Here is a 21,493-nt window from a genome sequence, read left to right on the forward strand (position 1 = left end):
GGCATCCTATGCTTGCGTAGATAGAAAGTTATGACAACGCTAAAGCTTGTTTCTGGGAGAAGCCAGTCAACGATTATTGCCATCTATTACATAAAAAATGCGCCGCCTTATGAAAGGCGACGCATTTATAGAGTAAAGTATAAAAAATTAACGGCGCAGGAAGGTAGGAATTTCCAGCCCGGAATCTCCTTCACCAGAACGCAGGCCAGATCCCTGATCGGCTTGGCTGATGGTGGGGCGCGGCTGAGCGTTGGGTTCCTGCCGGGAAGCATCGGCTCCGTTGCGGCGGAACGCACCAGTTACGCGGCCAAAAAGGCTGCGATGTGCTGGGGCTTCCTGCTGCTGAGGGGCCGCTGCGGGTTGGCGCGGCGTTTCAGTAAACAGACCAGCGCGGGGAGATACCGCCGGGCGTAGCTGTTGGGGCTGGTGGTTGGTGGCTGCTGCCGGCGCAGCCTGTACCGGAACTGTATGTGCTGGCGGAGCAGAAACATTATTGGCGCCAGCAGGCTGAAAAACCTGCGCATGCTGCGGTGCCGCTGTGGCCTGTGTAGAAGGCGTAGCCTGCGTGGTTGTGGGTGGAACGGGCGCAGCAGTAGCAGTAGGCGCGGGCGCGCCACCACCAACAGCAGCCTGCGGCTGTTCTGCCGGAGCTTCACCCTCAACCGCCACCAAATGCGGACGATCCGTCGAATCGGAAGGCATATCAATGCCAGTGGCAACCACGGATACCCGGATACGGCCGCTCATTTTTTCATCAATAACAGTCCCGAAGATCATGTTCGCATCTTCAGGCACTTCACGGCAGACACGGTTAAAGGCTTCTTCTGCTTCAAAGAAGGTCATGTCTTCGCCACCGGTCACGTTCACCAGCAGGCCCTTGGCGGTGGACATGCAGGTATCTTCCAGCAGCGGGTTGGAAATAGCGGCTTCTGCTGCTTCTACGGCGCGGTTTTCACCTTCACCTTCACCTGTGCCCATCATGGCTTTGCCCATTTCAGCCATAACGCTGCGGATATCGGCAAAATCCAGATTAACGTAACCACGATCCATCATCAGATCGGTTACGCCGCGCACGCCCATGTTGAGCACCTGATCAGCCAGTTGATAGGCTTCACGCAGGGTCGTACGTTCGTTGGCAATACGGAAAAGGTTCTGGTTGGGGATAACAATCAGCGTATCAACATACTGCTGAAGTTCCTTGATACCTTCATCCGCAACACGTCCACGGCGCTTGCCTTCATAAGCAAAAGGCTTACTGACAACACCGATGGTCAGAATGTTCCGTTCACGCGCCATGCGGGCAATAACGGGGGCTGCGCCTGTGCCCGTGCCACCACCCATGCCGGTGGTGATAAAAACCATGTGAGCGCCATCCAGATACCGTGCAATTTCATCTGCAGCTTCTTCTGCCGCAGCCCGGCCTACTTCTGGCTTTGCACCGGCACCCAAACCGTGGGTCAGATGTGGGCCAAGCTGGATTCGGCTATCTGCCAGACTTTTTTCCAGACTTTGGGCATCGGTGTTGGCAACAACAAAATCAACACCCTGCAGGTTGGACGCAATCATGTTGTCAACTGCGTTCGTTCCCCCACCGCCAACACCAATGACTGTGATTTTTGGGGAAAAATCAGCATGTGTTTGGGGTGGAACGGTCAGGTTGAGTGTCATGTGTGTCTCCCGAACGGCTGCAGCTTACCGGTATATGCTTAGAGAAATAAGATTACGTTCAGATTACCAAGAATTTGTAAGCTAAATCAAACCCTCTCTCGAATAAAAGCGACGAGTTTTTGTAAAAAACCGGAAGGGGCTGCTTCCCGAAACTCCACGTCTCCAAAAGGACGTTCTGCGCTGGCGGCCCAGAACAGCAACCCAGCGGCTGTTGCAAAGCCCGCAGCAGCGGCAGTATTTTCGGGCAGACCAATAATATGCTTAGGCCGCCCAAGGCGAACGGAGCGCGTAAACCCTGCCCCAGAAGGGCGTCCAGAACTGACCGGCATGCCAAGTATGCGTTCTGCCATTGGGCGAATGCCATCTAGCAAGGATGCGCCGCCAGTTAACACAATGCGCCCACTGGCCGCAGTGCCAAGGCCTGCTCCATCCAGTTTTTCACGCACCAGTTCCAATGTTTCTTCTACGCGCGGGCGGATAATATGGCCGAGCTGTGCGCGTGAAACCTGCTCAAAATGCGGGACATCATTGCCCAAAAGTTCAACGGTAAGAACTTCATCTTCAACATCTGATGCCAGATCTGCACTGCCGTAAAAGGTTTTCAGGCGTTCGGCATTCTCCAAGGAAGTGCTGAGCCCGCGCGCAATATCACGCGTAACATGCAGGCCACCCACACCAATCTGAGCCGTATGCAGAATTTGCCCTTCACCAAACACTGCCAGAGATGTGGTGCCACCCCCCATATCCACTACGGTGGTGCCGAGGTCTCGCTCATCTGCATCCAGCACGGAAAGGCCAGAAGCGAGAGGAGAGGAAACCAAGGCTTCCATTTTCAGTTCTGCACGGCTCAGCACAGTTTCCAGATTCATCAGTGCTGTGGTGGCCGCATCTATAATATGCAGGCGAGCTTTGAGCGTTTCGCACAGATGGCCCCGTGGGTCTGAAACGCCTTCCGTATCATCCACGGTAAAATCTATGGGAAGGGTATGAATAACTTCACGCCCCTGAACGGTGGCCTGAATACGGCCTTCCGTTACTACGCGCCGAATATCTGCTTCCGTAACAACCCGGCCGCCAATAGGCCAGCGCACGTTAAACAGACGGCTGGCCGGATGCCCGCAGGAAAGATTAACCACCACCTTATCAATCGGGCGCTCTGCCATGGTTTCGGCCTGCCCAACGGTGGCCCGAATGGCAGCTTCTGCTTCCTGCAACTCTGTAATGGCCCCATTACGCACACCGGCAGAACGCCGCCAGCCATAGCCAACCACGCGTAAATTGCCGTTGGGCTCACCTTTGCCAATCAGGCAGGTGATTTTGGTGGAACCAATATCCAGAACAGCGGTGTAACCATTGCGCCATGTATGTGGCCGTTTGTTTTTCTCACTAGGCGGCAAGGGGAGAGAGCTTTCCCCGCCACTCATCAGCAGGGAAGATCCAGTTGCCGCTGTCGTGCGCTTTTTATGCAGCCGATCAGAAAGACTAAATCCAGAGGAAGCGGGTGAACGCGTGGGGTCACTCATCTGGGTTTTCCTCCGGGTTATCTTTTTTTGCTTCTTTAGCCGCAGGGTGCACAGGATGCGAGACCGGTTTAGGAGCATCTGCCTTGTGCGGTGCAGGAGTATCTTGCGTGTTATTTCCTGCATCCGATGGTGGTGGAGATGCAGGTGGTTTTTCCTTAATGGTCAACCGGTCTGGCAGGCGCATATCTATCAGCAGCACGGGCCGATCCAACAGCCGTGTTGTAGCGTTGATTTTTGCCAGCCTGTGAATGGCCGGTGCTTCCTCGCCTTCTGGCAAAAGCACGGTTGCGCCATCACGCAGTGTAAGATTCCAGCGCCTGTCACTGACACGTACAGCAGCCGTAACACGGGCTTTAACGTCTGGTTCTTGTGCCATAATATCAATCAGGCCGGCAGCGGATGTATTTGCGCCATCCCCCACAACCAAAGGCAATTTGGTAAAGGCTTCTGCATCCTTACCTGTCATGCCTTGGTCTGGTACACGGTTGCCTTGCTTGTCTATCAGTTCAAAATGCCCTTGATGCTGCCATACAGCATAGGGCAGGCGTTCGGTAATATGCACGTCAATTTCGCCAGAGAGATGGCGTTCTATGGTAACGTGATCAACAAAAGGCAGGGTATCCAGTTTTTCCCGTGCAGCGGAAACACTAAAGTCCAGCACGGGGTCTCCAACTTCCACACCCAATGCATCCCGAATGCTTTGCTCACTGGTGAGCTGCGCACCATCAATATGAATGCTGGTAACACGCAGGGCAGAGGTACCCAGCAGCTTATCGCGCAAAGGGGCGAGCTGTTCCTGCACAGCAGGAATTTTTAGGCTGATATATCCAGCACCACCCAGAACAGCCAGAAACAGCAGCCCGGCGATAGGCCGCAGCAAGCGTTTTTGCCGCCTGAGAAAAAGCCCGATGCGAGAGGGCCTGTCAGCAGGAGATGGGGGTACCCTCATTGTCGGCAGGTAGCCTGTTCAACCAGCCATGCGCAAAGTTCCGGGTAGCTGATGCCACAATAGGCGGCTTGTTCGGGCAACAGGGAAGTTGCCGTCATGCCCGGTTGCGTATTGACCTCCAGCAGAATGAGGTGTGGCTGCTTCGGATTGGTATCATCCAACCGGAAATCAGAGCGCGATGCGCCAGAGCACCCCAAAGCCTGATGAGCCTTTACAGCAACTTCCAGCGCAAGTTTGGCGCTAGAAGCATCAATTTGTGCAGGCAGAACGTGGGCAGAGCCGCCAACCTGATATTTGGAATCATAGTCGTAAAAATCATGCCCCGTGCCGGTAGGGGTAATATCCGTAATGGTGAGAGCACGATCCCCCATAACCCCTACGGTAATTTCGCGGCCCGGAATAAAGGCTTCTACCAGTGCTTGTGGGCCAAAAGTCCAGTTTTTAACAATATCAGCCCGTGTGTTGGAACCCGTACGCACAATGGAAACCCCAACGGACGAGCCTTCATTGAGTGGTTTCACAACATATGGTGTGGGTAGGGGATCTGCATCGGCAAGGGTGACAATATCTACCACCATGCCTTCAGCTACAGGTAATCCGGCAGTTTGGAAAATAGCACGGGCAGCAGCTTTATCCATGGCAGTGGCCGAGGCCCGAATACCCGAATGGGTGTATGGAATGCCCATCCAGTCCAGAATACCCTGAATACAGCCATCCTCACCAAAACGACCATGTAGGGCGTTAAACACCACATCCGGCTTTTGTGTGTTCAGCGTTTCAACCAGTGCTGCCAGATCTGCTTGGGCATCCAACGTGCAAACATCATACCCTTTGCTGCGCAGCGCTTCAGCCACACCTTGCCCGGAGGAAAGGCTGACTACGCGCTCGGAAGACATTCCGCCCATCAGCACAGTAACGCGTTTTGGTGCACTCATTTGGGGGAGGCCTCCGTTTTACCTAGCCGCTTGATTTCCCAGTGCAGGGAAACGCCAGAATTCTGGGCAACACGTGTGCGCACGTCTTCTCCCAATTCTTCCAGATCGGTTGCTGTGGCATTGCCCAGATTGATGAGGAAATTGCAGTGTTTTTCACTTACCTGCGCATCTCCGTGGCGCAGCCCACGGCACCCTGCGGCGTCAATCAGTTCCCAAGCTTTACGAGCAGATGTTTCTGCATCTGGATTGCGGAAGGTGGAGCCCCCGGTGCGTGCCCGCACAGGCTGAGAAAGCTCACGCGCAGCGCGTACTTCTGCAATACGGTTGGCAACATCTTGCGCATTTGCAGGTGTGCCCCGCAAACGTGCACGAATAACAAATGCTCCTTCCGGCAGGCCAGAACGACGGTAGCCAAAGCGCAGGGCAGCATTATCCAACCGGATCAGGCTGCCATCCCGCGTAATAATTTCGGCCCAATCCAGAACATTGGCGATGTCTGACCCATAAGCGCCTGCATTCATCCGCACAGCACCCCCAATGGAACCGGGAATGCCAGCCAGAAATTCCAACCCGGCAAGCCCGGCCTGTGCGGCATGTTCGGCCACGGTGGCATCCAGGCAGGCGCTACCAGCTATAATGCCATCGGCTTCTACTTTAATATCAGCAAACCCACGCGCCATACGCACCACAACGCCTTCCAACCCACCATCACGGATGATGACGTTAGAGCAAGCCCCCAAAGCGGTTATGGGCAGTTCCGGGGAAAGGCGTTGCAAAACACCAGCCAGATCCTCGGCATCAGCAGGCTGAAACAGCCATTCTGCCGCCCCACCAACCCGAAACCACGTGCGTGGGCCCAAAGGTGCCTGTGGTGTTAGCCTTCCGCGCATATTGGCAAAGGCATGCTTGACCATATCCTGCATGGAGGCCGGATTGTTCATGCCGCGTTGCCACCCTTGTCTTCTGCCTGCAAGGCAGCAAGCTGGGCAGGGAGAGCCTGCGCCCAGTTGGTAATGGTGCCTGCGCCAAGGCACACAACATAATCCCCCGGTTTGGCGATGGCGTTGATCATTTCGGCCAAATGGTCTGGGCTGGACAATGGCACCACCGAACGATGCCCACGTTCACGCAGGCCTTCAATCAGCTTGTCGCGGCTGGCATCGGGCAATGGGTCTTCACCCGCAGCGTACACATCCGACACAATCACGGTATCTGCATCATTCATGCAGGCGCAGAAATCTGAGAACAGGATTTTCAGGCGCGAATAGCGATGCGGCTGCATAACGGCAATAACATGGTTGGCACCGGCTTGCCGGGCAGCTTTCAGTACAGCGGCAATTTCAACAGGGTGATGGCCGTAATCATCAATTACCGTAATGCCACCGGCTTCCCCCGTGCGGGTAAAGCGGCGTTTTACGCCACGGAAGCTGGCAAGGCCTGAACGGATGACGTCATCACTGATGTCCATTTCCGTTGCTACGGCAATGGCGGCCAGAGCGTTCTGCACATTGTGAGAACCCAGCATAGGCAGACGGAAGGGGCCAGCCTTGCGGGTGTGGCGGCTTACGCGATCTGTTAGCGTGACTTCGAACGTGGCGCCCAGTTTGTCAGTAATCAGTTTTTCTGCGCGCACATCGGCTTGGGGAGAGAACCCATAGGTGACAATCCGGTGGTCAGACAGGCGCGGGATCATCTGCTGCACGGCTGGGTGATCAATGCACAGCACGGCAAACCCGTAAAATGGCACGTTGGAAACAAACTGGTCGTAAGCTGCTTCCATTGCTTCGGGGGAGCCCCAATGGTCCAGATGTTCCGGGTCCATATTGGTAACAACCGAAATAACGGAAGGCAGGCGCAGGAAGGAGCCATCGCTCTCATCTGCCTCAACTACCATCCAGTCACCTTTCCCCATGCGGGTATTGGTGCCGTAGGCTTCAATAATACCACCGTTAATAACTGTTGGGTCCAGCTTGGCGGCTTCCAGCACGGCAGCCACAAGGCTGGTGGTGGTGGTTTTGCCATGTGTGCCACCCACAGCAACAGACCAGCGCAGGCGCATGAGTTCAGCCAGCATTTCTGCCCGGCGTACAACCGGAATCAGCTTGGCGCGTGCGGCAACAACTTCCGGGTTATCACGCTTAACAGCGGTGGAAATAACCACCACCTGTGCATCACCCAGATTTTCGGCTTTATGACCAATGGTTACAGGAATACCCGCAGCCCGCAGGCGCTTAACGTTAGCGTTTTCTGCAATATCCGAACCCTGCACAGAATACCCCAACAGGCACAGCACCTCCGCAATGCCGGACATGCCAATGCCGCCAATGCCGACAAAATGGATGGTTCCGATGGAAAGGGGGAGGGCTCTCATGCGCGTGTCTCCGTCTCGCTGGAGGTCGTCGGATGGGCGGGTGCAGGGGAAGGAGTGAAGCATTCTTCTACTATATCGGCCAGGCGGAGGGCAGCATCCGGGCGGGCAAGCGTGGCAGCGGCTTGGGCTGCCTGTGCCAGTTCATCCGGCGCGGTGAAAAGATCATTCAGGCGGCTGGCAAGGGCCGCAGAGGTGAAGTCTGGCTGGCGGATCATCCAGCCTGCTCCAGCATTGGTAATGGCGCGGGCATTTTCCGTTTGCTCATCGCTGGCGGCAATGGGCAAAGGCACCAGAATGGATGGGCGGCCCGCTGTTGTAATTTCTGCCACAGAAGAGCCGCCAGCACGCCCGATAACCAGATGGGCGGAGGCTAGAAGTTCGGGCACATCCTGCAAGAAGGATTCAACACGTGCCTGCACACCCATTTCTGCATACGCAGTGCGCACGGCGTCCAGATCATCCTGCCGCGCCTGCTGTGTAATATGGATACGCTGGCGCAGGCCTTCCGGCAATTTGGCTATGGCGGCAGGCACAACCTGAGAGAAAATACGCGCCCCCAGAGAACCACCCCATACCAGCAGGTTAATATGGTCTGTTGGTGGCACCCATCCTTCACCCGCCAGAGCGGCAATGGCGGGGCGTACGGGCATGCCTGTAAACACGGTACGCGCGCCAATAGGTAGCTTGGCAACAGAAGGGAAAGACGTGGCAATAACATCCGCAAAGCGGGAAAGAACCGCATTGGCCTTACCCAATACAGCATTGCCCTCATGAATAATCAGGGCAGGGTGTTTACGCCCGATCAGCCGTGCGCCCAGCAAAGGCGGCACGGAAGGATAGCCCCCAAAACCCACCACCACATCAGGCTTGATTTGCTGGAGAATAGCGCGCGCTTTCCATGCACTCGCCAACAGGGTGAGGCCTGCGCGAATGGCACGGATTGGCCCACGCCCAGCCACACCAGCACCGCTGAGAACATATTGCGGGCCACGGGCAAATACACCGCTTTCCCGCTTGCCAGCGCGCCCATCTGTCATAAGCACAAGGTGGTGGCCGCGTTCTGCCAATGTATCTGCCAGCGCTTCGGCCGGAAAGAAGTGTCCGCCAGTGCCGCCTGCGGCAATGACGATAGTACGTGAACTCATGCTGACCGCCATTGTCTGAGTGTGGTTACAAAACCATTGCCAGCCAGGGAACGCCCCTGTTGTTGCCGTGTAAGAGCAAGCACCATGCCGATAGCCAACGCGACAGACATGGCAGAAGACCCACCATAGGAAATGAATGGCAGTGTCATGCCCTTGGTGGGAATAAGATGCAAGGAAGAAGCCATGTTCACAAATGCTTGCAGGCCAAAGCCTGTTACCAAGCCAGATGTGGCAATCACAACAAATGGATCGTCCTCACGGATCAGCCGCAGCAGGGTGCGCACCACGATCACGCCAAATACGCAGATAATGAGCATGCACACAACCAGCCCGTATTCTTCCCCCGCCACAGCAAACACAAAGTCTGCATGGGCATCTGGCAGCAGATCTTTTACGCGGCCTTCACCGGGGCCACGGCCCAGTAGGCCACCATTACCAAAGGCGCGCAGGGCGGTATCAATCTGGTAGTGGTCCCCCACGCCGGGGTGCATAAAGCGCTCAACGCGGGAACGCACATGCGGGAAGATGAAAAACGCAGCAATACCGGCGGCAATCATGCAGCCAAAGCCAAATGCAACCAGAATGAGGTTAAGGCCATCTACAAAAAGCTGCACCAGAAACACGGCCGTAATAACCGTAAGCATGCCAATGTCTGGCTGAGATTTCAGCAGCAGCATAATCAACCCATATAGGGCAAAGGCAATAAGCATACCGGGAAAGTAGCGTGAAACACGGCGCTGGGTCAGCAGCCAGCCTGTAACAACGGCAAAGCAGGGCTTTAAAAACTCGGATGGCTGGAGAGACATCATGGGCAGGGCAATCCAGCGCCGTGCCCCTTTAATTTCTATGCCATGTACAAGGGTAAGTGCTGTTGCCCCCAGCATAAGCATGCCGCCTATTATGGAAAGGCGCAGCACAGCCTTGCGGGAGAGCATGGAAATGCCCACCACGATAACGCCCGCAATGCCTAAAAACATCACCTGCTTGAAAATGAACATATTGCGCGATGCGCCAATACGCACAGCCACAGCAGGGCTGGCGGCCAGCATAAGGATGTAGCCAAAACCAATAAGGATGAAGGTGCAGATCAGAGTTGTCCGGTCTACATTCCGCCACCAGCGGCCAAACGGGGAATCATCGGTGCGGGAAGAACCGGCCATCAGTCTCTCACTGCTCTGTCATGCCCGCATGCCGGGCGCAAACCTCATCCGCCAGTTCCTGAAAGCGCAGGCCACGTGCCTCAAACCCAGAAAACTGATCAAAGCTGGCGCAGGCGGGTGAAAGCAGCACAACAGGCGTATGCGTAAGGTGCGCTTCCGTATAAGCCGCAGGCACGGCGTTTTCCAGTGTTTCTGCCATAGTAAAAGGCACGTTGTGTTCTTTTAGTGTTTGGGCCAATTGCGGAGCATCCCGCCCGATCAGGAATGTATGTGCAATATGCGGGAAATAGGGCGTGAGAGAGGCAATGCCACCTTCTTTTGCCGTGCCGCCTGCAATCCACACCAGTTTTTCATAACACCCCAAGGCGCGCGAGGCTGCATCTGCGTTGGTGGCTTTGCTGTCATCCACAAAATCCACCCCGTTGCAGGAAGCTACAAGCTTTTGCCGGTGTGGAAGGCCGGGAAAGGAGGCCACAGCCTGCGCAATGGTTGCATCTGGCACATCCAGAAAGCGGGCTATTGCAATAGCAGCAGCAGCATTTTCTGCATTATGGGTACCGGGAAGGCTTAGCCCGGTTTGTGCTATGCGTGTGCTGTGGTGCCATATGGCACCATCCTTGCCGTAGTAAGAACAGGCCGGATTGGTGCCAGAAATGGTTTCACATTTGGCAGGTCCATGCTCCAGCTCTGCTGCAATGGTGCGGCACCATGTATCATCCATGCCAATAACAGCCAGATCCTTGCCTGTTTGGCCGGTGAACACTCGCTTTTTGGCTTGAGCGTAGCCATCCATGCCTGCGTGACGGTCCAGATGATCTGGAGTCAGGTTCAGCAAACATGCGGCATCAAAGCGCAGGGTATCTAACCGTTCCAGCATGTAGGATGACATTTCCAGCACATATATGCCGTTATCCGGTAGCAAAGGCAGGGCAAGGGCTGCTGGCCCCAAGTTGCCGCCAGCAGCTACGGGTAGTTTGGCTTCTGCCAGAATATGGGCCAGCAAAGTGGTGGTGGTGGATTTACCGTTGGTGCCTGTAATGCCAACAAAACGGGCTTTGCTGCCAGATTTGCGCACAGCCCGATAAAGCAGTTCCGCATCGGAAAGAATGGGAATGCCCGCTTCCTTGGCCATAAGGGCAATAGGGTGCGGCTTGGGTAAAACGTGTGGAATACCGGGGGAAAGAATAAGTGCTTCAAACCCATGTAGGCTTTCAAACGGCTTGCACTGAATACGTGCTGCAACGTTTGGCGCAAGAGTGGAAAGTGCTTTTGCCAGCCCTTTGCGCCCGCCTTCACCATCATCCCATACCTGCACAGTGGCACCTGTGCTGGCCAGCATAAGCACAGCTGGTAAGCCATTTTTGCCAAGCCCGAAAACAGCAAAGCGCTGCCCGGAAAACAGGGAGGGTGAAAAGCCGTTCATCTTAGTTTCAGCGTGGCTAGACCACACAGCCCCAGAACAATGGAGACAATCCAGAACCGGATGACAATTTTGGGTTCTGCCCACCCTTTTTTCTCAAAATGGTGGTGGAAAGGGGCCATAAGAAACACACGCCGGCCTGTGCGTTTGTACCAAAACACCTGAATGACCACAGAAAGTGTTTCCGCCACAAACAGGCCGCCCACAATGCACAGCACCAGTTCATGCTTGATAGCTACGGCCAGGGAGCCCAGTGCGCCACCAAGGGAAAGAGAGCCTGTATCCCCCATAAAGACCGAGGCCGGAGGGGCATTAAACCACAAAAACCCAAGGCCAGCCCCCACAAGGGCGGCGCAGAATACGGCCAGTTCCCCCGTGCCGGGCACAGCGTGGATTTGCAGGTAATCAGCAAAAACGTGGTTGCCGACCAGATAGGAAAGAATGGCAAACACGAGGGAAGCCACAATAACGGGGCCAATAGCCAGCCCATCCAGCCCATCTGTAAAGTTGACCGCATTGCCAAAGCCGGTAATCACAATCATGGCGAACGCAGGGTAGAGAATACCCATCGGCAGCAGAAGGTCTTTTACAAACGGAAAAGCCAGATGGTTTGCCAGCTCTGGCGGCATAAGATATTGCAGCCACAACCCGCAGATAAGCGAGATACCAAATTCTCCGCCAAGCCGGGCGCGTTTGGAAAGACCATCCGTGTTGCGGCGCGCAAGCTTGCGGTAATCATCTGCAAACCCAATGGCGCCAAAACCCAGCGTGGTGAGCATAACGGCCCACACAAACCCGTTTTCCAGATCTCCCCAAATCAGCATGGAGATCACCAGAGAAATCAAAATCAGCACACCACCCATTGTGGGCGTGCCGGTTTTTTCCAGAATATGGCGTTCAGGGCCAACGGCACGAATGGGCTGACCTTCGCGTTGGATACGGCGTAGCATTCTAATAAGCGGGCGGCCAAGAAGCAGGCTGATGCCAAGGGCTGTCATACACGCACACCCTGCGCGGAACGTGATGTAGCGCAGCAGGTTCAGGATTGTGATGTGTCCATCATGCGCCGCGTGAGAAATCAGCATATACAGCATTAGGCACACTCCACTGCGGGAAGTGCGTTGAGTGCTGCAATAACATCGCGCATGCGGCTCCCTAAACTGCCTTTCACCAACACGGCGTCTCCTTTGCGCAAAGCCGCGCAGACATGAGGAGCAAGTAAGGCAGCACTTTCTGCCCATGCGCCCTGCTTAGAGGGCGGAAGGGCATCAAAAAGGGTTTTCATGTAGGATCCGCAGCAAAAAACGAGGTCAGCAGCACTGGCTGTAGGGGCAGCAAGCGCTTGATGTTCGGAAATGGAAAATTCACCCAGTTCACGCATGTCGCCCAGAACGGCAATACGGCGCGTGGCAGGAATATGGTGCACAACATCCAAAGCAGCCCGGATGGAAGCCGCTGAGGCATTGTAACTTTCATCCAGCAGCGTAATGGCTCCACCGGCAATTTGGGTGAGAGCACCACGACCTTTGCCTGGGCGGAAAGCTGCCAATGCGGCTGCGGCTTTTGCAGCATCTGCACCTAGGGCGGCACAAGCTGCGAGTGCCGCAACGGCGTTGCGGGCCAGATGCGTGCCGGGGGCGGGAAGGTGGACGTTGAAAGTTTTGCCCAAAATGGAAACATCAAAGTGCGAGCCATCAGCACCAGTTTGCAAATGGCTCAGATGTGCAGTGCTTTGAGGGTTTACACCACAGGGCCACAAAACAGCCTGCGCTTTTACTGCTGTAGCAGTAAAAAACGGTGTGCCGTGCGCATCATCCGGCACAATGGCAATACCGCCTGCGGGCAGTGCGGTAATAATGGAGGCTTTTTCTGCCGCAATAGCATCCAGACTGCCCATATGGCCCAGATGCGCTGAGCCAATGGTGGTGATAATGGCCACATCTGGCTGCACCATCTTGGCAAGCGGAAGAATTTCTCCCGGATGGTTCATGCCAATTTCACTGATACAGAAAGCAGCTTCCCGCGGTAGGCGCGCAAGGGTAAGCGGCACACCCCAATGGTTGTTGTAGGAGGCCTCGGCCGCATGTGTCAGGCCAGAAGGTGCCAAGCAAAGGCGCAGCATTTCCTTGGTGGTGGTTTTACCCACGCTGCCTGTTACGGCTACAACTTTACCCTTAAAGCGCGCCCGTGCGGCCAGTGCCAGTTTTTGAAGGCCCAGCATGGTATCAGATACCAGCAGAATACGCGGGTCTGTTAGGCCTTCGGCTGAATGAGCCAGAATGGCCGCGGCACCTTTTTCTAGCGCTGTAGCAATATGTGCATGGCCATCGCTGTTATCGCCTTTGAGGGCAATAAACAGGTCTCCGGGGGCAAGGGAGCGTGTATCAATTGAAATGCCGGTAACGGAAACAGGGGTATTTCCTAAAAACGTTCCACCAGTTGCGGTTTCCAGTTCTTCGCGCGTCCACAAAAGGCTCATGGATGGCCCGCCAGTGTGCGCAACACGGCGGCATCATCAAACGGTAAAATGGTATTGCCTATAATTTGTCCCTGTTCGTGGCCTTTGCCGGCCACAACCAGTACATCGTCTGCTTTAAGCATGGAAAGAGCTTCTGCTATTGCCTGTTTTCTATCTGCAATTTCCAGCGCTTGCGGAGCGCCGGTTTTTATATCTGCACGAATGGAGGCCGGGTTTTCTGTGCGCGGGTTGTCATCTGTAATAATGGCAATATCTGCACCTTTTACGGCTTCCTGCCCCATAAGAGGGCGCTTGCCACTATCGCGGTCTCCGCCTGCGCCCAAAACAACAATCAGCTTGCCGCGTGCGTGGGGGCGCAAAGATGCCAAAAGCCGTGCCAATGCATCTGGTGTATGGGCGTAATCCACATAGGCGCAGGCCCCGTTGGGCAGCACTGTTGCGCGTTCCAGACGCCCCCGCACCCCTTTAAGATGGGGCAGAAGGGGGAGAATACGCGCAATTTCGGCATCATCTTGTGCAGCCAAGGCTATAGCCAACAATACGTTGTCTGCCTGAAAGCGCCCCGGAATAGGCAGCAGAACCGTGCTCGTGCGGCCATTGTGTTCAATGGTCAATTCCTGCCCGGCGGGGAGAGCGTTATGTGCCACAAGGCGGAGTGTTGTGCCGTGCTCCCCAACCAGCCTTAGCCGTAGGTTCCGCCGTGCGGCAATGGCGCAGATGGCTTGGAGTGTTTGTGCATCCATATCGGCATTGGCAGCCGCAATGGCATGTTCTGGCAAAAGGGTATCAAACAGCTTCAATTTGGCTGTGCGATAGGCCTCTATGGTCAGATGATAATCTAGGTGATCCCGTGTTAGATTGGTAAAACCCGCAGCGGCAAGATGTAAACCATCTAGCCGCCCTTGTTCCAACCCGTGGGATGAGGCTTCCAGCGCTACATGCTGAAAGCCAGCTTGAGTAAGCGCTGCCAGCCCATTGGCAAGGGCAACCGGATCTGGCGTGGTAAGTGCTGGAAATGAAATGGAAGTATCTTCCGCCCCAGTAAGGCCAAGCGTGCCAATGGCAGCGGCCTTAAAATCCTGCAACGCCCAGATCTGGCGCATAAAATCTGCAGTGCTGGTTTTGCCATTTGTGCCAGTAATAGCTACCAGATGCTGTGGCTGAGGCCCCGCCAGAACAGCCGCCATAAGCGCCAGTGCGTGGCGTGGGTTAGGTGCCAGAACCAGCGGGCAGGCGGGTACATCAGTCGGCCACTGTGTATCTGCGGGTGCCAAAACTGCTGCTGCACCATTTTGCACGGCCGTTGCGATAAAGGCCCGGCCATCGGCTTTTACACCCGGCAACGCGGCAAAAAGCGTGCCTGGTTTTACCTGCCGACTGTCCGCCGTAATGGAAGAAATTTCAGGATTTTCGGGCAGAGCCGGAAGCCCTACAGCAGCAAGAAGGGTGGAAAGAGGAAGGCTCATTCGTCCATAACCTCCGCAGCCGCTTTTTTGCGTTCAGCCATAGCACGTTTAAGGGCTTCTTTTTCTGCCTTGTGTTCGGCTTCCGCTTTGCGCGGGTCTCCCGGATCATTCCCAGGGCCAAGTGGTCTTACGCCACGCGGCACTGCAGGATGCAGGGGCAGAGCCATTTGCGCATCAATCTGCTCAGCATGCTCTGTATCTGGAAAAATCTGAAGCATGGGGCCAATGCGTGAAACAATTTTGGAAACAGTAGGTGCCGCGTTCCAGCCTGCTGTTGTCCAGCCGTGGGTTTGGGGTGTGGGTTTGGGGCTATCCAGCATGACATACACAGCATAATGCGGTGAGTTCATGGGGAAAATGCCTGTAAAAGCCGAGATGTTGACGTGCTTCAGGTAGCCACCATGTGGGCCAATTTTTTCTGCCGTGCCGGTTTTGCCACCAACAAAATATCCCGGAGATTCCGCAGTGCGCCCTGTGCCGTGGGTAACATCCAGCCGCAAAAGACGACGCAGAAGGCTGGATACTTTTTCGGAAAGAATACGCGGGCCTGCAGGCGTAACTGGGGCATCTGCCGCACTGCTTTGAGTATCATCTTCCACGCTTTGCTCAAGCGCTGCGTTTTGAATGCCGCTGGCAAATTGCGGGCTTATGCCGGGTGCGCTGGCTGTGGCATTAGCTGGGTCTTCCTTATCCAGCAAAGTAGGCGTTACCAGAATACCGCCATTAACCGTAGCCGCTGTGCCACGCACAATAGCCAATGGGGGTTCTGCCACACCATGCCCGAACCCAACTGTCATAACCGTGGCAATGCCCCATTGATGTGGCACCAACGGGCGTGCAGCTTCTGGCAGTTCCACCGGAACGGGGGAGAAAAACCCCATGGAACGCAGCCATTCGGACTGTTTTTTGCCGCCAACATCCAATGCAATATGTGCGGCCGCCGGGTTGGAGGAATAAGCCATCACCTCGGGCAATGTCAGCCACGGAGAGAAATGGTCACTCTTCATATCGCGGATAGTAAAGCGCCCGATATGCAACGGCACGGATGAAAACCGGTCCCAAATATGGATAGTGCCCGTTTCCAGCCCCATAGCCGTTGTTTGCAGTTTAAAGGTAGAACCCGGTTCGTACAAACCGGTAACTGCACGGTTAAAGCGCTCATCATTGGTGGCGTGGGCAAAATTATTGGCATCAAAGTCAGGCAGGCTGACCATGGCGATAATTTCACCGGTGCGCACATCCATCACAATGCCACATGCCCCAATGGCTTGGAATGTCTGCATGGCGTTTGCCACTTCTTCACGCACAGCAGACTGAACACGAATATCCAGTGAGAGATGGAGCGGGCGATGATCAGAAAGCAGGCGCTTATCGAAGTATTTCTCAATCCCAGCCACGCCGTGATCGTCAATATCAACAGTACCCATAATCTGGGCAGCCATGCGGCCTAGCGGGTAATGCCGCCTTTCACCCGGTTCGAAATAAATGCCCGGAATGCCAAGGTTATTGATGGCCAGTTCCTGTTGGGGCGAAATATTACGTGCGATGTAAACAAACTGTTTGGGGCGGGAAAGGCGATCAGCAGTTTCCTGCTCATCCATATCCTTCAGGATAGACTTCAGCTTGTGCGCAACATCCTTGGGGTCAATCAGTTCTTGCGGGTTTGCGTAAACCTGCGCAACAGGCAGAGAAAGCGCCAAGGTTTGGCCGTTGCGGTCCACAATGGAAGCACGGTGCACTTGCGGCAAAGAGAAATCGCCAGCAAGGCTGCCCTTGGGGTCAATTTTAGGAATTTCAGGAACCTGCGGCGCAATCTGCCGCTTTTCTGGCGCCATGGGGTGAACGACTGTTGCAATAGTAAGCTTAATGGCGACAACGGCAAAAATCAGGCAAAAACCACCGGCAACACCCAAAAGCCTTACATGCATTTGGTCCCGATGTGCGCGGGCGCGCAAATCGTCCCCCGTAACACCTACTGTACGCGTTGGGTCGGGGTCATTGGGGGAGACAGACATGTCAGGTCAGAAAGGCCTTTAACCACAAAAATCAGTTGGCAACCGGAACCGGAGCCGGCAGCGCATCACCACCGCGGCTGAGCAAAGAACCGCTGCTATAGCCGGAAGTCGCACGCGCTTCCATATAGCTGGAAGGTGCCGGAGATGCGCGATGCGGGCGTGTAGCATGCCAGCTAGCTGCTGCAACAGGCAGAGGATGCCGGATTGGCGCCGTATCATCATCCGAAGCCTGCGCAACGTGCCGAATGGCAGGGGATGCCGCATGGGTGAGGCTGTGGCGAACCGGGACTACAGGCGCATCATCATCCACGTTGGTGGAGGCAACAACCTGCGGGCGCGGTGTTTCTACAGCCATATGGTGCACAGGGCGCGAAGGTACGGCGGGTTCGGTTGTCTGTGCAACACGCACTGGTGCAGCTACGGGTTCAGGCGCAGTATGAGGGCGATCATGATGTAACGTAGGTGCACGCAGAACAGGCGCGGCATCAGCTACAGATGTTGCGCGTGGGCGAGGGGCAGGTTCCGCTGCAACATGCGGTACGTCAGCCACAATAGTTGGTGCGGCCACGGGGCGCGCCTGATGGGGAACTGCCGGTGGCGTTACGTGCGCAGGGCGTGCATCAGCCACAACAGCCGGTGCGTGCACTGTGGGCGCAATAACTGGCGGCGGGGCAACATTAGTTGATTTGTCTGCAACCAATGCTGGTGTGGGCGGCAGGGCATCTTTTGCAACCGCAGGCAGGTGGCTTTCCAAATCAGCCATACGCACAAACTGCGTGGGGTTCATGGTCTGCAACCCAGCCTCATGCCGTGCCACAAGCTGGGCCAAGCGTTCAGGCTGGTTTTCCAAAGCCCATTCCGTGCGCAGGATGGATGTTTGTGTGCGAACGTGCTCCGTTTCCTTCACGATCTGCGAAATCTGCTGATCAAGAAGGGTGGTCTGGTGCTTCTTTGTGTAAAGGAAAAAGCCAGATGCAATCGCCAGAACCGCACAGCAGCATGTAAATGGACGGGGGATCATGGACTTAGCCCTTTTTTACGGAAGCAGGGGTTGAAGCACGTTTCATGACAGCGCGCAGCCGTGCACTTCTGGCGCGCGGATTATAGCTACATTCGGTATCGGTGGGCCGCCGGGCTTTGTGTGTAAGGGCCACAAAATCGGCTTCTGGCGCTGGGGTGCCTGCGGCGCGGGGATCATAGCGTGAAAAGCTTTTATCCTTGCCCGTGGCATGCTGCACCATACGCTTGGCGATACGGTCTTCCAGTGAATGGAAGGAAACAACAACCAGTCGTCCACCAGGCGCCAGCATATCCAGCGCCTGTTTAAGCCCGCGTTCAATTTCGCCCAGCTCATCATTCACGGCAATGCGCAGGCCCTGAAAGGCGCGCGTGGCGGAATCTATGCCGGAACGATCTTTGGGAATAACAGAGCGTACAAGATTGGCCAGTTGTGTGGTGGTTTCAAAAGGCATTTCCGAACGCGCATTTACAACAGCGCGGGCAAGACGGCGTGCGTGGCGCTCTTCTCCATAAAAATGGAAAATATCTGCCAGTTCTGCTTCCGGTGCCTTGTTGACGATATCTGCTGCGGATGGCCCGGACTTTTCCATGCGCATATCCAGCGGGCCTTCCATACGGAAGGAAAAGCCGCGGTCAGCTTCATCCAACTGGAAGGAGGAGACGCCCAAGTCCAGCACAATGCCATCGAACGTGGAAACACCTGCGGCACTGGCAAGCGCCTGCATGTTGCCAAAGCTACCTTGCAACATGTGAAGGCGAGATGTGCCATCGGCGGCAGGGAAATTACGGCTGAGCGCCTGCCCGCGCGCAATTGCGTCCGGGTCACGGTCAATGCCCCACACATTGCAATCTGCGCTTTTTAGAATGGCAGAGCTGTAGCCGCCTCCACCAAAAGTGCAATCCAGAATACGCTCACCATCTGCGGGCTGAAGATATTCCAGAACCTCTGGCAACATAACGGGAATATGGCCCTGAGCCGTTTCAGGGGATGTAAAGGCAGAAAGAGCGTTCATGCATTACGCCCTTTTGAATCCGCTCCACCTGTAGCCGGAATACTAACGCGGCGTGAACGCTGGCGTGCTTCTACCCGGCGTTGCTGCGCGGCCTGAGGTTCCCAGATCTGAAAGATACGACCAACGCCCATAAAGGCAGCCGTGGGGCTTTCTGCCAGCCCGGCATGATCACGTAAAAATTCGGGTAAAATAATGCGGCCTTCACGATCGGGGTCTATGGGGTAAGCATCAGCATATAGGGCAGCCGCCAGATCATCATGCTCATCAGAAAACATGTCCAGCCGATCAAGCGGTTCGGTCAGGCGTGCAAAAGCCACGGCAGGCCATGCCTCAACACAGGGCAGGGTATGGGAGGGGCGGAGAATCATCAGCGCGTCACCTTCCGTCTGCTGCGTTTTGAGTACTGAACGGAACCCGGCAGGAATCGAAATACGCCCCTTGGCGTCGAATCGATTTTCATGCGTGCCGAGAAATACGCCCACGTACGTCAGAAGCCTTTGCAGAATCAGCCTTTCCGTTCGCAATTCAGCGGGGAACAGAACCGCCTTCACCACACTTGTGGTTTGGTATGGGATAGCATGGGATGTTATGGGACGCAAATTAAAATGACAGAAAAAACAGCAGAAAACCGCCATTATTTAAGTATTCATGCAGAAAAGATTTCTGACACGAATGTATTGATTTTGTGGCGGCAAACAAAAGATTGCCGTTTTCCGTTCTTTTTATGTTCTATTTTTGGTGGGAAAACCGTGATGAATACAGATAAAGAGAGTGTCAGGTGGTCTGTAAGCCGGGTTCTGTCCACCTCTGTAAAGAGGCTGGACGGTCATTCGTCTAGGGCGTGTTTTGCAACATGCCTCTCGCAACCAACCCGAACAGCAGGGCGGAAGAACCCCCGAAACCACAAGGGTTTCTGCTGTTCCTATTCGGTTTTGCTCCCGGTGGGGTTTACCGTGCCTCCTCTGTTACCAGCGGAGCGGTGCGCTCTTACCGCACCGTTTCACCCTTACCTTCAGCCTGTCCCATAAAATCCCATAAGGATTTTACAAAGCCAGACCCGGAAGGCGGTCTGTTTTCTGTGGCACTTTCCCTAAGGTTACCCTCGCCGGCCGTTAGCCGGCACCGTTCTTCCGTGGAGCCCGGACTTTCCTCTCTCCTACCCGTTAAAGAGCAGGACAGCGACCGCCCAACCACCTGACGGAGCGCACCCTGCGTCGGGCTTGCGTTCAGGTCAAGCCGCAACTGATGTTATGAAGGCATGACGATGCAGAAAATTGCCGGTAATCAGGTAGCTATGTCTGATTTTTCTGATGTGCCTCAAAACTCTGTGCCCGCACGGCCTAATCTTCCATCTCGGCTTTTGCTGCGCTGTATCACATGGCAGGAGCAGCTTAAGCGGAAGTGTGCGGGCAAAGATGCGCCTGAAACAGACAGGCCCCATAATGCCGCGCAGGAAATGGCTGCGTTTCTTGTGCGGTTGCGCAAGGCTATGGATACGCCTTCCTTCCCGCTACGCCTTTCATCTGTGCCGATGAGAAGGGTAGTGACATTATCTATCCCCGGTGCTGCGGGGCCTATGCGGGCGCGTCTTTTTATTCCCTATGGGCGGGTAAGGGGCGCGTTGCTGTACCTGCATGGCGGTGGGTTTGTGCACTGTGGGTTGAATTCCCATTACGGTATTTGCTGCCGCTTGGCGCGGGCTTCTGGGGCGGCTGTGCTCTTGCCCGATTATCGCTTGGCGCCAGAGCATCCTTTTCCCGCTGCTATTGATGACAGTCAGGCTGCTTTGCAGTGGCTTGCTGGTGCTTCTGCCCGGTATTGGGGTGGTAAAGTTGCAGTTGCGGGGGATAGTGCCGGTGGAAATCTGGCTGCCGTTTTGGCGCAGGATGGGCGCGCGGGATGGGGGCCCAAACCTGTTATACAGTTGTTGTATTATCCATCCTTATACGGAGAGAAGCTTTTTCCATCTCACCGCACTTACGAGAAAGGATATTTTCTCTCTCGCAGGTCCATGCAGTGGTATGGAGATCAGTATATTCAAAAGGAAGAAGACTGGCTGCATCCACGTTTTGCGCCGGGCTTAAACCCAGATTTACAAGGTTTACCGCCAGCCGTCATTATTACAGCCGAATGTGATCCAATGCGTGATGAGGGCACGGCCTATGCGCAGGCTTTGGAGCGGGCGGGGGTTAAAGTAATATACCGCTGTTACCCCGGCGCCCTGCATGCGTTCCTGAACTTTTACGCCTTTATGCCGCATGGCAAGGCGGCCCTACGCTTGGGAGGTAAGGCGCTGAAGAAAGCCTTTGCCGGATAAAATCAGCCTTAG

General features: G+C 55.3%; 17 protein-coding genes and 1 other RNA gene. 1 reads left to right on the forward strand and 17 read right to left on the reverse strand.

All coding sequences use genetic code 11. The features are described from left to right. Positions 1 to 147: 147 nt before the first annotated feature. From ftsZ to rnpB, 17 genes are all read right to left on the reverse strand, one after another. Positions 148 to 1,668: a cell division protein FtsZ gene (ftsZ, locus tag ACP7IZ_RS07965; RefSeq protein WP_426848632.1), complete on the reverse strand. Its 1,521-nt coding sequence runs from the start codon at positions 1,666 to 1,668 to the stop codon at positions 148 to 150. An 86-nt stretch (positions 1,669 to 1,754) separates the two neighbouring features. Then, on the reverse strand, positions 1,755 to 3,191 hold the full coding sequence (ftsA, locus tag ACP7IZ_RS07970) for a cell division protein FtsA (RefSeq protein WP_063354421.1): 1,437 nt from the start codon (positions 3,189 to 3,191) through the stop codon (positions 1,755 to 1,757). Then, positions 3,184 to 4,140: a cell division protein FtsQ/DivIB gene (locus ACP7IZ_RS07975; protein ID WP_426848633.1), complete on the reverse strand. Its 957-nt coding sequence runs from the start codon at positions 4,138 to 4,140 to the stop codon at positions 3,184 to 3,186. Before ACP7IZ_RS07975 ends, ftsA begins: the two co-directional genes overlap by 8 nt. Continuing rightward, positions 4,137 to 5,075 (reverse strand): D-alanine--D-alanine ligase, encoded by a 939-nt coding sequence (locus ACP7IZ_RS07980; protein ID WP_426848634.1) that lies wholly within the window; start codon positions 5,073 to 5,075, stop codon positions 4,137 to 4,139. Before ACP7IZ_RS07980 ends, ACP7IZ_RS07975 begins: the two co-directional genes overlap by 4 nt. Next, positions 5,072 to 6,016 (reverse strand): UDP-N-acetylmuramate dehydrogenase, encoded by a 945-nt coding sequence (gene murB, locus ACP7IZ_RS07985; RefSeq protein ID WP_426848636.1) that lies wholly within the window; start codon positions 6,014 to 6,016, stop codon positions 5,072 to 5,074. Before murB ends, ACP7IZ_RS07980 begins: the two co-directional genes overlap by 4 nt. Continuing rightward, entirely contained in the window at positions 6,013 to 7,446 is a 1,434-nt protein-coding gene (gene murC, locus ACP7IZ_RS07990) for a UDP-N-acetylmuramate--L-alanine ligase (RefSeq protein WP_035351936.1), read from the reverse strand. Before murC ends, murB begins: the two co-directional genes overlap by 4 nt. Then, positions 7,443 to 8,591: an undecaprenyldiphospho-muramoylpentapeptide beta-N-acetylglucosaminyltransferase gene (murG, locus tag ACP7IZ_RS07995; RefSeq protein WP_426848637.1), complete on the reverse strand. Its 1,149-nt coding sequence runs from the start codon at positions 8,589 to 8,591 to the stop codon at positions 7,443 to 7,445. The genes murC and murG overlap by 4 nt, the downstream gene beginning before the upstream one ends. After that, positions 8,588 to 9,751: an FtsW/RodA/SpoVE family cell cycle protein gene (locus ACP7IZ_RS08000; RefSeq protein ID WP_426848638.1), complete on the reverse strand. Its 1,164-nt coding sequence runs from the start codon at positions 9,749 to 9,751 to the stop codon at positions 8,588 to 8,590. Before ACP7IZ_RS08000 ends, murG begins: the two co-directional genes overlap by 4 nt. Before the next feature lie 7 nt (positions 9,752 to 9,758). Continuing rightward, positions 9,759 to 11,174 carry a UDP-N-acetylmuramoyl-L-alanine--D-glutamate ligase gene (murD, locus tag ACP7IZ_RS08005; RefSeq protein ID WP_426848639.1) on the reverse strand — a complete coding sequence of 472 codons (1,416 nt, stop codon included), beginning with the start codon at positions 11,172 to 11,174 and terminating at the stop codon, positions 9,759 to 9,761. After that, positions 11,171 to 12,265, reverse strand: coding sequence for a phospho-N-acetylmuramoyl-pentapeptide-transferase (gene mraY, locus ACP7IZ_RS08010; protein ID WP_063354414.1), 1,095 nt, complete (start codon positions 12,263 to 12,265; stop codon positions 11,171 to 11,173). Before mraY ends, murD begins: the two co-directional genes overlap by 4 nt. Beyond that, the gene (locus tag ACP7IZ_RS08015; RefSeq protein WP_426848640.1) at positions 12,265 to 13,650 is read right to left on the reverse strand and encodes a UDP-N-acetylmuramoyl-tripeptide--D-alanyl-D-alanine ligase; all 1,386 of its coding nucleotides are present in this window, start codon (positions 13,648 to 13,650) and stop codon (positions 12,265 to 12,267) included. The genes mraY and ACP7IZ_RS08015 overlap by 1 nt, the downstream gene beginning before the upstream one ends. Further along, the gene (locus ACP7IZ_RS08020; protein ID WP_426848641.1) at positions 13,647 to 15,116 is read right to left on the reverse strand and encodes a UDP-N-acetylmuramoyl-L-alanyl-D-glutamate--2,6-diaminopimelate ligase; all 1,470 of its coding nucleotides are present in this window, start codon (positions 15,114 to 15,116) and stop codon (positions 13,647 to 13,649) included. The genes ACP7IZ_RS08015 and ACP7IZ_RS08020 overlap by 4 nt, the downstream gene beginning before the upstream one ends. Further along, positions 15,113 to 17,131, reverse strand: coding sequence for a peptidoglycan D,D-transpeptidase FtsI family protein (locus tag ACP7IZ_RS08025; RefSeq protein WP_426848642.1), 2,019 nt, complete (start codon positions 17,129 to 17,131; stop codon positions 15,113 to 15,115). The genes ACP7IZ_RS08020 and ACP7IZ_RS08025 overlap by 4 nt, the downstream gene beginning before the upstream one ends. Positions 17,132 to 17,162: 31 nt before the next feature. Further along, entirely contained in the window at positions 17,163 to 18,152 is a 990-nt protein-coding gene (ftsL, locus tag ACP7IZ_RS08030; RefSeq protein WP_426848643.1) for a cell division protein FtsL, read from the reverse strand. A gap of 4 nt (positions 18,153 to 18,156) precedes the next feature. Further along, positions 18,157 to 19,164, reverse strand: coding sequence for a 16S rRNA (cytosine(1402)-N(4))-methyltransferase RsmH (gene rsmH / locus ACP7IZ_RS08035; RefSeq protein WP_426848644.1), 1,008 nt, complete (start codon positions 19,162 to 19,164; stop codon positions 18,157 to 18,159). After that, positions 19,161 to 19,646 (reverse strand): division/cell wall cluster transcriptional repressor MraZ, encoded by a 486-nt coding sequence (gene mraZ / locus ACP7IZ_RS08040; protein WP_426848645.1) that lies wholly within the window; start codon positions 19,644 to 19,646, stop codon positions 19,161 to 19,163. The genes rsmH and mraZ overlap by 4 nt, the downstream gene beginning before the upstream one ends. Positions 19,647 to 19,934: 288 nt before the next feature. Next, positions 19,935 to 20,362: RNase P RNA component class A (gene rnpB / locus ACP7IZ_RS08045), an RNA gene on the reverse strand. A 60-nt stretch (positions 20,363 to 20,422) separates the two neighbouring features. Between rnpB and ACP7IZ_RS08050 the strand changes: the two genes are divergently transcribed. After that, a complete protein-coding gene (locus tag ACP7IZ_RS08050; protein ID WP_426848646.1) occupies positions 20,423 to 21,481 on the forward strand; it encodes an alpha/beta hydrolase in 1,059 nt (352 codons plus the stop codon). Positions 21,482 to 21,493 lie beyond the last annotated feature (12 nt).

The sequence above is a fragment of the Acetobacter sp. AAB5 genome, from assembly GCF_050106715.1.
GTDB classification, from domain to species: Bacteria; Pseudomonadota; Alphaproteobacteria; order Acetobacterales; family Acetobacteraceae; genus Acetobacter; species Acetobacter oryzifermentans.

Excerpts from the sequence above, each read along its gene's own strand:
- ftsZ (WP_426848632.1), bottom strand. The coding sequence starts at position 1,668 with ATGACACTCAACCTGACCGTTCCACCCCAAACACATGCTGATTTTTCC.
- ftsA (WP_063354421.1), bottom strand. The coding sequence starts at position 3,191 with ATGAGTGACCCCACGCGTTCACCCGCTTCCTCTGGATTTAGTCTTTCT.
- ACP7IZ_RS07975 (WP_426848633.1), bottom strand. The coding sequence starts at position 4,140 with ATGAGGGTACCCCCATCTCCTGCTGACAGGCCCTCTCGCATCGGGCTT.
- ACP7IZ_RS07980 (WP_426848634.1), bottom strand. The coding sequence starts at position 5,075 with ATGAGTGCACCAAAACGCGTTACTGTGCTGATGGGCGGAATGTCTTCC.
- murB (WP_426848636.1), bottom strand. The coding sequence starts at position 6,016 with ATGAACAATCCGGCCTCCATGCAGGATATGGTCAAGCATGCCTTTGCC.
- murC (WP_035351936.1), bottom strand. The coding sequence starts at position 7,446 with ATGAGAGCCCTCCCCCTTTCCATCGGAACCATCCATTTTGTCGGCATT.
- murG (WP_426848637.1), bottom strand. The coding sequence starts at position 8,591 with ATGAGTTCACGTACTATCGTCATTGCCGCAGGCGGCACTGGCGGACAC.
- ACP7IZ_RS08000 (WP_426848638.1), bottom strand. The coding sequence starts at position 9,751 with ATGGCCGGTTCTTCCCGCACCGATGATTCCCCGTTTGGCCGCTGGTGG.
- murD (WP_426848639.1), bottom strand. The coding sequence starts at position 11,174 with ATGAACGGCTTTTCACCCTCCCTGTTTTCCGGGCAGCGCTTTGCTGTT.
- mraY (WP_063354414.1), bottom strand. The coding sequence starts at position 12,265 with ATGCTGTATATGCTGATTTCTCACGCGGCGCATGATGGACACATCACA.
- ACP7IZ_RS08015 (WP_426848640.1), bottom strand. The coding sequence starts at position 13,650 with ATGAGCCTTTTGTGGACGCGCGAAGAACTGGAAACCGCAACTGGTGGA.
- ACP7IZ_RS08020 (WP_426848641.1), bottom strand. The coding sequence starts at position 15,116 with ATGAGCCTTCCTCTTTCCACCCTTCTTGCTGCTGTAGGGCTTCCGGCT.
- ACP7IZ_RS08025 (WP_426848642.1), bottom strand. The coding sequence starts at position 17,131 with ATGTCTGTCTCCCCCAATGACCCCGACCCAACGCGTACAGTAGGTGTT.
- ftsL (WP_426848643.1), bottom strand. The coding sequence starts at position 18,152 with ATGATCCCCCGTCCATTTACATGCTGCTGTGCGGTTCTGGCGATTGCA.
- rsmH (WP_426848644.1), bottom strand. The coding sequence starts at position 19,164 with ATGAACGCTCTTTCTGCCTTTACATCCCCTGAAACGGCTCAGGGCCAT.
- ACP7IZ_RS08050 (WP_426848646.1), top strand. The coding sequence starts at position 20,423 with ATGACGATGCAGAAAATTGCCGGTAATCAGGTAGCTATGTCTGATTTT.